Genomic DNA, 12,427 nt, shown 5'->3' on the forward strand with positions numbered 1-12,427 from the left:
GTATGAATATGGAGCTAGTTTTATAACTAGGCTATTTGCCCATTAAAAAGGCTAATTCTTGCAATGCCGTGCGCTGCGAAGCAGGTAACTCTTCTAACAGAGCTTCTATCTCGGCTACTGATTTGATAAAGCTTTCAGGTCGTAGCTTCATCAGAGCAATATAAAGCACTGAATCAGGCCCTACTCCCTCAGGGTAAGCAGCCTGCCAAGAAAGCTTATCCACTACCGCTGAGGCTGCAGTCGTTAGAGGCTCTACTGCTTTGACTTCAATCGGTGCTGGCTCGAAAAGTGGCACCTGTGGCTGCTGTATAGTTTGACTACCAGCAGCATGAATAACAAGGCCTTTGTAATTGCTGATATCAAAGTCCAAGTAGTTTAGTCCATCATGGATAGGGCTACCATCAGATTTTGAAAATCGGAACACACTCTCCACCAGCCGTCTATCGTCAGGCTTCTCCATTCGGAAGCGTAGACGGTTCGTATCCTCATTCAGAGATGCTAATTCAGGCTGTTCAGTGAAAGGATTTTCCATCTCCCTGACCAAAGACTGATAACCATAGTAAAGCCCCATAATGGCCAGATACTGTATCAAGTCCGTTTTCTGAATAGCTGCATTCGTTCTAGCGAAGTAATTAAGCGCAGCTTGTTTATCCGATTTGTCTCGTTTTCGGTCAGAGAATTTACCTAACAGCACTAGCGCAGAGAGAGGCAGATTAGATGAAGCATGTTCATTTTGTGGCCCTTCAAAGTGCTTCAGTACACTCTGAAACGGTATGAGGCCTGGCGTCGAAAGCTTGTTAAACTCCTCTGCAGCCACCCGCAATTCCTGCAGCTGCGATTCTTGCGATTCTGCTTCTTTACCAACTAGGTTGCTGCGCTTGAAGGCGCCACCAACCTGGTTTATGAGTTTGATTGCAGTAGCATAGCTAATCTGCTCGCCGGAGTAAATGGTATTAATTAATGCAAAGAAGAGAGCCCGCTTAGCGCGAACAACCCCTTGCCCTTGGTCAATATCCAGCCGTAACAAGCTTTTGAATACGGGTGTCTTGGCCCGCTCAGGCTTTTCAATAGCAGTATTGATTTCATGCCAAGCACCTAGGAATTCATCAGGGTAATCTACAAGAGGCCCCTCAACATTAGCCCTGAGTACGGAAGCAATTTTCATGTACCCGAACATGCCCAGCACCCGGTCAAAGCGCTCCAGCACCTCAGTCCATTTTGCCACATTAGTTGCTGGCAGCCTCGGCTGTCGGCTTAGTTCCCCCTCCACCGTTGGAATATCATCCCTGATAGCTCGACTCAGCGACTTTGGGAAGAAGTAATCACGAAAGGATTCAACATTGTTATAGAAGCTACTCTGAGCTGACTCCGTAGCAAATGAGATGCTTTTGATTCGAGATATAGGTAATGGCGTGTTGAGAAAGCACAACTCATCCACTACCTCTGAGTTGATAGCATCCTCTTCGCGCAACTGCAGTTCGATGAGCAGTTGGTTTTCCTCAAAATCGCCGACAATACCAGGTGCTAGGACCAAGTAGCCAGGAAACTGGCTCAGAATGTCTTCAGCTCGATTTTCTTTGTACTGCTGATTCAATTCTAGCGCGTTGGGATAAAACGCACCGCGAATGAAATACTGCCCTACGTTATCACGATGCAACTGGAGATAGTGAGCCTGACCTAGCTTCACACGTTCACCTATCAGAACCTGTTCGTCAGCTTCCTCTGCTGCTGGAACAGATGAGGGTGAGGGCGCCACTGGTGCCTCCGCTTCCACGTCTACTTCACGAGCCGTGCCTGTCATGGGCAGTTCAGCTTGACTACCAGTAGGCTCACCAGATGCCAATGACTCAACAGGAGGCACTGATTCAGGCTTTTCCAGCAAGGATTCTGACGCGTCAGACTGTGGTGCGCCTATCTGTTCATTGTCGGGTTCGGCATGTGGAGCTACTTCAGTGAATAACCCCTTTTGCTTTTGCAGGTCCTTTTGCCTTTGATGGTGCTCATCAAGCCTGGCCCTCAATTCGTGGGCTTCGCCGCTTGCGTCCAATCCCCAAGCAATGCATAAGCTTTGAAGCTTGGGCAATTGCGTTCTTTTATCATATCCTTTTGAAGCCATGAGGTTACTAGAATGAAGTAGCCTGCACGGTGCCGGCTGTTGGTGAATTTGGTATGTGTACGTATGAGTCGGCCCGGAATGACTTTGCCCAGGCAGGTAGCGCTGGCGTTCCGTAGAGCAAGTATAGCTTCTCCGTTGCACGGGTACAGCCTACGTAATAGTGCTCCGGCGTCATAAACTTCGGGTCGCCCATCGCGAACTGCATTTCAGGCATGATGACTACTTGAAACTCCAGTCCTTTTGCTGATTTGAATGTCGTAACGACAATATTTTCCATGCGAGCGGCATGAAGCTCTCGCTCGTACTCGCTCATTTTGCTATGAAACTTGGTACTGGCAAAGCCGCGGTCCTTGATTCGCTTGTGCCACCGGTCAACCTGGTCTGTAAAGTAGAGCAGGACAGCTACGTTGACGTTTTCGTTATCAAGCAGCAGGTTTGACAGCTTTTCCAACGTATCATCTTCATCCCTGGCCTGAATCATCACCGGCAAACTGCTTGTGCCGCCCTTCCCACGGGGCATGTTGTCAAGTATTGCCGATTGGTGCACCGAGGGAGCGTGCTCCATGAATTGGCGGCCAAAATCATACACTTCGAAGTAGTTGCGGTAGTTGTACTGAAGCTCTATCGGCATGATTTGCTTCTGTGATTCCAGTACTTCTTCTATCTGCTCCGCACTAACTCCGCCGCTGTGTAACATTTGGCCGGTGTCAGCCCCTACTGACAACCGCTTGGCGATACCTGGTAGTGCCTGATAGACACACAACGGTAAGTCCTGTCCCTCGTCAATCAGTATCTCGTCGAATCGGTCAGTCTTCTTCTCTATCTTCTCGCGAAGTGCCGGTCCGCTCGTTTTCTCATCTAACCAATGGGAGTAGTTATGCAGCAGCCATGAATGCATGGTGCTGATACAACCGCTCAATGTCGCATCAGCAATGTTTTGAAGACTGATGCGCAGCAAGTTTTGGTACGTCAGGATGCGAACCGATTTACCCATTTTACTTAATCGGGTAGCTCGCATCAGCGTTACCGTGGTCTTGCCACTACCTGGTCTTCCGGTCACCAATAAGTTCCGGGGGCCATCGTATAGAATAGCATCCATCATCACATTCCCACCCCGCGAGCTGCGTATATCCGCTTCGCTCACTGTGTTGAATCGAAAAGCCATAAAGAGGGAATGGGATTAAAGAGCAGAATTCTTACTCGAAACTTACCGTTGGCAGGCTTTCTACAATCTCAACAGTCTGCACGCTTAGGGCAATGACGCTCAAGAGCAGGTCGAGGATATAGCGGGGCTGGTTGTGCTCGGTGGCCCAGTCGTTGGGGTTATTGGTGATGCCGCTGTCTTTGTGGGTGGTACGCTGGTACCGCTCCATAATCCACTCAATGGCGGATTTGCCGTTGACGGTGTAGTCATAGGCAGTGGCGGGAATGTTGCTGACAGTGATGTATGAATTGTAGTGGATGGTGTCGCGCTGGCCCTTCTTGGGGAAGCGCATTTTGTCGACTTCGTAATGGTCAGGCTTAGTGTAGGTGACCGTTACCTCAGGGAGTGGGGCTACCTTCTCGTAGTCGAGGTGAAGGGCAGCAAGCTGACGGCCGGCTTTGCTGAACGCCCAGAACTGGCGTACGTCTTCGAGCAGAGGCAGACGCGGCAACATCTTCTTGAGGTCGTCGGCGAAGGTTTCGCGGTAAGTAGGGCTATGAAGCAGGCCATAGACATAGTAAAAGATGTCTTCTTTAGTAACGTTCTTGCCGTACTGCTGCTTGGCGCGAGTCAGGATAAAGTCACTGATGCCGTCGCGGCGAATGAATTCGGTATCGCCGCCTTCATCAAATAAACTCCGGGTTTGCTTCTGACGTTCTTCATAATAATATAGTGGGAAGCAGAGATTTTTGCCTACCATTTCCAAGTCTGGAAGCACATCTGTGATAACACAAGAAAAATCTTTCTTTACCCCTACCCCAGATACACAGATTAATAAGTTATTGTGGGCACTGGTTGGGAAAATGGCGGGTAGTTGATATACACGGTTGATAAGCTGACGTTGGAAGTATGACCATTGCTTAAAGTATGGGCGATAGATTGAAGTACGAACCGATGTAGGTTGGTATTCGTATCGTTTTCCTCTCGGCAAATCATCTTTTTGAGCTTGGTCCCAACTCAGTTTTGTGGAATCAAATTCAATGAAATCCAAAGCTGCTAAATCTGGATTAGTTTTTTTAGCTGCCTGAAATAGGCCAACCTGTTCGTTATAATAGTCAATAGACTTTGATGCGTTATCTTCAACGACATGCTTAGATGAGTTGTAAGTCCACGCGTCTCGGTTGGTTTTAAGACCTGAACTGAAAATGGGATTAAAAAAGCTAAGAATCTTCTTATCCTCTTTGCTGCCTAATGGTATCAGGTCAGCGAATCCTGAACTACGCTGGCTTAACCAATCGCCGTGCATGTCAGGATGGAGCGTTTGCCAAGCGAGTTCAGGGCTGCTAACAGAACGGTATTTTTTGATGAGCTGAAGCTTCTCGTCGCGGTTCAGGTAGTCACCGATGTCGTGGTAACGAATTGTAGCTAGTCCATCAACTGCATTTGGCTGTTTTACCAGTACAATAATTGTGATTGAGGAACGGGACCCAGACCCAAAGATTTTACCACCTTCCTTGCGCGAAAGCTCGCCACTAGTGCGTTGGTCGCCCCGTAGGTTGAACACATAAATTGAGGAGAACTCGCGCTCAATAATTTTCCGGAAGCCGTTCGCACTATTGTCATTTAACCAACCTCCGCTGGTAACAAAGCCAACTATACCACCTTCATTGCCTATACGGTCTGTGCTCCAACGGAAAGCACGATAGTAAGAATTATACAATGAGTTCTTGAGGGTTGCATCAGTTAAAGCTGCATAGGTATCAGCAATCCGTTTGTCTAGCGAATCATACTTCTGGTTTTGGGCATTGTCATTAGCTTTTTTTTGACCTACTGAGTATGGAGGATTGCCGATGATAACGCGCAGAGGTGCTTTTCTTTGATTGGTTACACGAGCTGAGTTTTGGGGAAATGACTCTTTAAATAACTCATTGCGCCCATCGGGTTCACCTAATTGGAAAGTATCGGTGAGACAGATACCATCGAACGAATCATAGGAAGTCACTTTAGCAGCATCGTGAAACGCATTCTCGATGTTAACGGCCGCTATATAGTAGGCCAGCAGGACTATCTCATTGGCGTGCAGCTCGTGTTGGTATTTACGGGCAAGGTCCTGAGGCTTGATGAGGCCGCTTTGTAGCAAACGGGTCATAAACGTACCCGTACCGGTGAAGGGGTCGAGGATGTGAATGTTCTCTTCGGTGAGACGGCGGCCGAACTCCTGCTGCAGCACATCGTCCACGGAGCGGAGAATGAAGTCAACCACTTCGACCGGGGTATAGACAATACCCAACTGTTCCACCATTTTGGGGAAAGCAGTTTTGAAGAACTTGTCGTACAACTCAATGATGATGCGCTGCTTGCCCTCGGCGTTGTCGATGCCGCTGGCCCGGACCTTGACGGACTCGTAGAACTTCTGCAGTAGGGCCGTTTCTTCAGCCACATTGGTTTCCTGCAGCAGGTCAAGCATCTGTTGCATGCTGACCGAAATCGGGTTGCTTTTAACGAAGGAGTACCCCTCGAAAAGAGCCTCAAACACAGGCTTGGTAATGATATGCTGCGAGAGCATCTCAATGGCCTGCTGCTGGCTGATGCTGGGGTTGATGTTGTTGCGCAGGCCACCTAAGAATTTGTCAAAGGCTTTCTGGAGGCTGGGCTGGCTCGCCAGTAGGTCAGTGATACGGATGACCTGGCGCTCTGCGATGCCCGCAATACTTTTGGCCCACTGCTCCCAGTATCGGCGGTCGCCGACTTTATTGACCATGCGGGCAAAGACGACGTGCTGCAGCTGCTCGAACTGGATGGCCAGCTGCTCATTGATGGCGTTGGCTGCCTGGGTCGTTGTCACATCGTGGCCAACGTTGACGGGGTCGCCGTCGGGGAAGCTGGTATCGGGGCGGCCGACGAGGATTTGGGCAGGCCGCTTCTTGTTCAGCTCGATTTTGTTGACAGTAGCGTTGAACCGGTCATCGTGGGCGCGCAGGGCGTTGAGGACGGTCCACACAACGCGGTAACGGTCATTGTCGTCGAGGGCCTGGGCTGCATCAATGGTGGAGGGTACAACAATGGGAATGACGATGTAGCCGTACTTCTTGCCGGGGGCGCGGCGCATAACGCGGCCAACGGACTGTACTACATCGACCTGTGAGTTACGGGCAGAGAGAAACAGTACGGCATCGAGTGAAGGCACGTCAACGCCCTCAGAGAGACAGCGCACGTTGGTAAGGATGCGGCACTCTTGCTCTGGCGTTTCGGCTTTGAGCCAGGCTAGTAGCTCATCGCGGCGAGGCGCGTTCATGCTACCATCGATGTGCTGAGCCTGGACGGATACCATGCTCTCGCGCTTCTCTTCGGGGAGAGCATCGATATACGTATCGGTAGCAGAGTTGAAAGTGCCGGTGATTTTCTTCGATGCCGCGATATTGGAGCAGAAAGCAACGGCCCGGCGCATCGGTTCGGGGTCGGTTTCTTTAATGATGCCTTCGTCCCCGAGTATTTGCTTAGATAAAGCGTTGACGCACCCAATGAGACGCGAGGCATCATCCGCGTCGATTTCGCTGTCTTCGCCGGCAATCATCTTCTGAATGGCGGGAGGCACATCCTGGTCGCTGAGGGTTAGGATGAGGACTTTGTAGTCCGTCAATAGCCCTTTCTCGACAGCTTCGCCAAAGCCAATGCGGTAGATTTCGGAGCCATAGAGCGCCTCATCGTCCATGGAGCAGAGGAGAGCTTCGTTCTGGGCAGCTTTGCTTTTTGTCTCGTCGTTGTACAGGCGGGGGGTGGCCGTCATGTACAGCCGCTTTTTAGCGCGGAGGAAGTCGTTGTTGTGTACTTTGGTGAAGTTGGATTCGTCTTCGCCAGCTATAGAAACGCCCGTGGTGCGGTGAGCTTCGTCGCAAATGATGAGGTCGAATTCACCGAACTGGGGCAGAGTTTTTTGCAGCTCCTGCTGGGCCTCGGCAATAACATTGATGGATTGGTATGTAGAAAATACCACCGTCATGCCTTTGGAAGGAGCGGCCACCAGGTCTTTGAACTGCTTGATGATTGCGGTTCGATTAGTAGAGGCTGGGACGGCCAAGTCTTCGACACTAAAGCTGTCGGTGTCACCGAGCTTTTTACGCTGGCGGGTAATTTCAGCATCGGAGCAAATGCAGATGGCTGATATAGGCATCTGGGCGTGGTTGGTCCACTCGCGCAGTGTCTGGCCCAGCAAAGCGATGGATGGCACCATGAATAGCACCAACCCCTTATTGTGGGTTTCATTTTCTGCGATGCGTAAGGCAGTAAAAGTCTTTCCGGTGCCGCACGCCATGATGAGTTTGCCGCGGTTTTTGGTTTTAAACTCTTCCCGCGTTTTGGTTAGGGCATCTTGCTGATGCTGGCGCAGTTCGAATTGTTCGGTAGTGCGAGCAGCGTGGCCACTGAGGCCGGCATCAAGTTTGTCCCAGTCGATGGCGGCCTGACTAATGGTGGCTAGGTCGAGGCGAGCGAAAGGTGGGCTCTGATTCTTAATGGCCTCTTCTGCATTGAGCCCCCACTTGTTAGTGGTGGATATCCAAAGGCGCTGAGCGAAATGAACCGTTTGAAGTTGGTCGTTTCGGAAGCTACGGCTAGAGGTAGATAGAAACGAGTCGAGGGCCGCTTTATCTACTACCGTGCCCTCCTGAACGCATTTGCACTGAATGGCCCAATAGTCGCCAGCAGGCGTCTGGGCTACCAAGTCAATACCCGTGTCTTTGCCACCAAAGTCTTTTTTACTAGGGAAGTCGTTCCACAACCAGACTTTGCTGAAGCGGTCGGCATAAAGTGGGTCGGTCTGCAAGTAACCTTGCATCAGACGCTCGAAACGGTCTCCCTTGTCACGCTCAGAGAATGATAATTTGCGGTATTTGTCGAGTAACTGAGGAAAGGTCATAAGAAGGAGGCTGCAGGTGAATGCAAGCAGGGCAGTATTGCCAAGAAAACCAAATCAGGGCTCTGCGAACAAATGCATCGGAGAACCAACAGGCAAACCTACGGTAAAAGCATATAAGGCCTAAACTGAAAAGTACTGGCCATGCTGAGTGCGGTTCAGCCTTAGATTAAATAAGCTATGAAGTGCTTGAAAGCTAGGCAGGGGGTTGATACATGCTGTCGCTACGTTGTGGCTAAAGCACTTACGGTCTGATGTCAGTTACACCGTATCATGGGCAATTGTGAAAAAGGCCCCTCAACCATCACATTTCGTAGATTTACGGCGCTCATAAGAGCGTTTTGGAGGCCCGACGTATCGTAATGGTGCGGCGGGTTTTCTTCAGGTTCTACATGCTCTGCACTACTCTATTGATATGTTCGATAACAACTCCGAAGACGAATCTGAAGTCGATTTTCCCTCGTTCGATGCCTCATTTGCCGTGACGTATGAAGACGCGCTACGCTTGGTGCGAGGGTATCTGCGCTCCTACGCGCCGGCGACCCTACCGGAGCTATTAGACCGCTGTGCGGACCTGAACTTGGCCGTTGATAGAGAACAGTTGCACAGAGTGTACTATGGTCCCCTCGTCAAGCAAGAGCCTAAACTGATACAGAATCTGCTGGGCGTATTCGGCTATCAGGCTATGTTGCTGGGCTTCGATGTCGGGCCGATGCGAGGTAAGATGCGCTACATGCTCTTCCTGAAGACAAAGGGGCGTCTGGACCGCTTTCAACAAGAACTGGCCGCCTTTGACGCGGAAATGTAGAGGGAATTTAACTGGTAAATAACTGGTAAATCTGCTCATCTTCCAATCGTACGTATTGGCATGGTAAGCATATTGGCACCGTGTCGTTCAGCTTTGGACTAAGCTTTCTAACCAAGCTAAAATTTGCTCTGTGTGCTGCCGGTATGAGCTGCAGGCATGCGAGCTAAGCCTGAGTTGAGTTCGGACCGTGAGCGGGCTGTATCACGGTAAAAAGAAGGGCTTATGCGGGCAGTCATACCGTACGCATGCAATTTGCCAGGTCTGAGGGTGGTAGGAAGTGGATGAATACGGGCTTGGTATAGGGCACAGCAAGCCTATAAAAATAATAGCATTAAATAGTAAAAAAGTGCAATCCCATAATTTGCGGTTTGTGCTTTTTTAGACTGTTTTGTTTGGCGTGATTCTTCGGTTTTATACCCTAAATGCTTTTTTGATATTCGCGGACTAAATAGTCGTTTTTTAACTGATTAGTAAACTTTCTACAAGATAGTTTTACTATAAGGAGTAAACCGCCAAAAGGTAAGTTCTGGACAGGTGAAAAGTAAGCTTTGGACAGCTCCTGAACATCTAAAAGGTAAGCTTTGGACAGATATACTGACCTGAAAGGTAAGTTCTGGACAGGTAAAAGGTAAGCTTTGGACAGGTACTTATCCACACGTGGGCTTAATCAAAAGGTAAGTTTTAGACAGGTGCTTGGGAACAGGGTCAGCTGTTGCTAGAGTTGCTCATGAGCTAAAAAGGTAAGTTCTGGACAGGTGTAGAAGCCTTATTTTATCTGAGTCAGCATCCTGTCGATAGGGTTGCAGAGTGCAAGACCGGAGTAAAAAAGTAAGTTCTGGATAGGGCTTTATGCTCCTGGCTTGGCAAAGGGTAAGTTTTTGACAGGTGCAACGACGACTAGAAAGGTAAGTTTGCTTCCTCAATCAAGTTGCTACTTTCTTTTTTGCCGCTATCTTGCATTACCGGATAACACTACCAACGATACTCTTATGGCCGACAAGCGTGTAACGCGTTCCTCCTCCGTTCCTATGCTGGAGCTGGACCTCAAGTACGAGCCGGAGTACCGCGGTGAGGTCAAGCAGCACTGGAACGTCACGTTTGCTCACCAGAAGAAAATCTCCGTGTACAGCAAGCGCATCCTAGCCCGGGTAATCGACCAGATTCGGGACAATGACTACCAGTTGCGTGAGTTCTACCAGATACACGTTTCCTCCATTCTGGAGGGCACAGACATCGAGATTGACACGGCGTACTCGAAAATCAAAGGGGCCCTCTACGAGTTGGCCGATGTGAAGTGGGAGTTTGAGAGCATCGACCGTTCGGAATGGTACTTCCGCCACCTTCTGGATACGACCAAGGAACGGCGGGTAGGTTATAAGGATGGAATCATCACCATCCTGCTCAATCCGCAGCTGGCCCCTTACTTGGTGAAGGCAGCTCACTACAGCAAGTTTCCGCTTCACGGCTACATGAATCTGAAAAGCTGGTACAGCATGCGGTTCTTCGAGATTCTGTCAGCCTTTCAGGATAAAGGATTCTGGGAGGTGCCAGTTGAGGAATACCGGCAGTACATGGATTGCTGGTACGAGTACGACAAGCGTGGGCAAGTCAAAAAGGACAAGGATGGTAACCCCTTGCTGAAGTATCCCAAGACCAAGCTTCTGATTGATTACACCATGAAGGAGCCGCTCAAAGAACTGGCGGGCACCGACTATGAATTTACCTTCACCCCCATATACGAAGTCACGCGGGCGGTAAAAGGCCGGAAAAAGATTATCCGCCTACGCTTCGACCTGAAGAAAGGTCCGGCGCTCAAGGATATTCCCGAGTCCTGGCTGCAACACACCGAAACTGGCAGCATCGTCCAGCGCCTGCGTGAGTGGAAGGTAACGGACCGGAATATTGTGCAGTATGCTCCCATTCTTAAACAGGCCGGAGTGTTGGAGTTGCTGCGCGCCTGGGAGTTGAAGAACCGCTCAAACCGGCACATAGACGATAAGCTCCGCTACTGCAACGCGGCGTTCGTTCGCGCCGGTAAGCAAGCACTGGAGGATGCTAAACAGGCCAAGGCCGAGGAGAAGAAAGAATCAGTTGAAGCAAAGAAGCTGGTACAGCAGGCTCTTAATCTGTAGCCACATACCATTCTCCTTTTCTGCCTTCATGAGCACTACGCCGTCTTCGAGTAACCTTGGCCTCACCCTCATGGATGAGGTTGCTTCCGACCATATCACCGACCTAACCGCCGATGCGGCCGAGGCACTACTGGATTCTATGACAGATGCGGCCGAGGTGCTGGAAGCCTTTCCCGTGTTTGGTGGCGCCGTCAAGCTTATTCGAGCCGGCTTTAGCATCCATGACCGCCTGTTTCTGCGCAAGCTCAGCAAATTTCTGCTGGAGCTGCATACAGTCTCAGTCGATGAGCGCTTTGAGTTTGTACGAGAATTTGACGGTGACCCTGGCTTTAAAAAGCGGGTGGGAGAACAACTCGTCCTGCTGCTTGACCGGTTTGATGACTTAGAGAAGGCCACTGTGCTGGGCAAGCTATTTCGGGCGTTCATGGTGGGTCGCGCCGATTACCACTTGTTCGGTCGCCTTTCCGGCATCGTAGACCGGGCTTATCTACCCGATTTGTCACGGCTGAAACACTTCGAGCGGGACACGCCCGGCGATGACGCAATACGCGCCTTGGAAGCGCTGGGCTTGGTGTACCAATCCGTGCTGGATGGGGGAAATGCCGCCGGCGTGAGCGTACACCGTTACTCTATCTCATCATTGGGACAACAGCTGGCTAGGCTGCTTTTCTAAGCGCTTTCCCTCTTTACCTATCAGCCCGAGCAGCTAGCTATGTCCCTCTTCGATATCAAATGTTACTGAAGAGGGACACAATCAGATGATTATAACCATTAGGTTCCGGAAATTACCTGCTTAAAGGTGTGAATGCGCTCAATGAGCAGTTCCCGCTGGTGCGCTTTGTCGGGGCTGGTATCAGCAGGCAATGTGGTTGTCGCGAGCCATAACTGTGCGATGCTACCTGCTTCCACATCCACGTACAGGAAGCCTGCACTATACTCCTCATAGGTGTCTCCAGCACGGGTAATTTCTCCTTTAGCTGAAGGTATCCAGTCCTTTTTATGGGCGTTCCAACCTCCTTTCTTAGCGAAAATGGCGTATCCGAGCTTTTCAAATGCAGTAAGCACCTGCTGTTGCGTAACACCAAAGCCGAAATACTTCTGCAGCACCCGATGCAGGGTTAAGTGAACGCGCTGCAATTCATTGCGGGTGGTTTTCCGCCTGTTGCCGCGCGGTGGGAGAAAGGCTCTAATAAAGCTGTCCAAGATATGCTGGTGGGCAGTGGGGAGAGAATTCATCATGAAGACGCGTTAAGCGGTCATTACTCTTGGTAATTTTACCAAGAGTTTACCTAAAGCTTGTGATTGCAGTTTTATA

General features: G+C 50.2%; 7 protein-coding genes. 3 read left to right on the plus strand and 4 right to left on the minus strand.

The genetic code is table 11. The features are described 5' to 3' along the window. Positions 1-31 precede the first annotated feature (31 nt). Genes ABD903_RS22960 through ABD903_RS22970 form a run of 3 tightly spaced genes read right to left on the minus strand, consistent with a single transcriptional unit; the run spans position 32 to position 8,175 of the window. Entirely contained in the window at positions 32-2,116 is a 2,085-nt protein-coding gene (locus ABD903_RS22960; RefSeq protein WP_345228169.1) for a hypothetical protein, read from the minus strand. 7 nt (positions 2,117-2,123) lie between these two features. Further along, on the minus strand, positions 2,124-3,281 hold the full coding sequence (locus tag ABD903_RS22965) for an AAA family ATPase (RefSeq protein WP_345228171.1): 1,158 nt from the start codon (positions 3,279-3,281) through the stop codon (positions 2,124-2,126). A gap of 31 nt (positions 3,282-3,312) precedes the next feature. Continuing rightward, positions 3,313-8,175: a DEAD/DEAH box helicase gene (locus ABD903_RS22970; RefSeq protein WP_345228173.1), complete on the minus strand. Its 4,863-nt coding sequence runs from the start codon at positions 8,173-8,175 to the stop codon at positions 3,313-3,315. Positions 8,176-8,587: 412 nt separating this feature from the next. Here ABD903_RS22970 and ABD903_RS22975 point away from each other — a divergent pair, with 412 nt between their 5' ends. From ABD903_RS22975 to ABD903_RS22985, 3 genes are all read left to right on the plus strand, one after another. Further along, complete coding sequence (locus ABD903_RS22975; protein WP_345228175.1) at positions 8,588-8,980, plus strand: hypothetical protein; 393 nt, start codon at positions 8,588-8,590, stop codon at positions 8,978-8,980. Between the two features lie 989 nt (positions 8,981-9,969). After that, complete coding sequence (locus ABD903_RS22980; RefSeq protein WP_345228177.1) at positions 9,970-11,112, plus strand: replication initiation protein; 1,143 nt, start codon at positions 9,970-9,972, stop codon at positions 11,110-11,112. 28 nt (positions 11,113-11,140) lie between these two features. Beyond that, on the plus strand, positions 11,141-11,785 hold the full coding sequence (locus tag ABD903_RS22985; RefSeq protein WP_345228178.1) for a hypothetical protein: 645 nt from the start codon (positions 11,141-11,143) through the stop codon (positions 11,783-11,785). A gap of 98 nt (positions 11,786-11,883) precedes the next feature. On the opposite strand, the gene ABD903_RS22990 is transcribed toward ABD903_RS22985, so the two are convergent. Further along, on the minus strand, positions 11,884-12,351 hold the full coding sequence (locus ABD903_RS22990) for a hypothetical protein (protein WP_345228180.1): 468 nt from the start codon (positions 12,349-12,351) through the stop codon (positions 11,884-11,886). Positions 12,352-12,427: the final 76 nt, after the last annotated feature.

This window comes from Hymenobacter koreensis, assembly GCF_039541855.1.
Lineage (GTDB): Bacteria > Bacteroidota > Bacteroidia > Cytophagales > Hymenobacteraceae > Solirubrum > Solirubrum koreensis.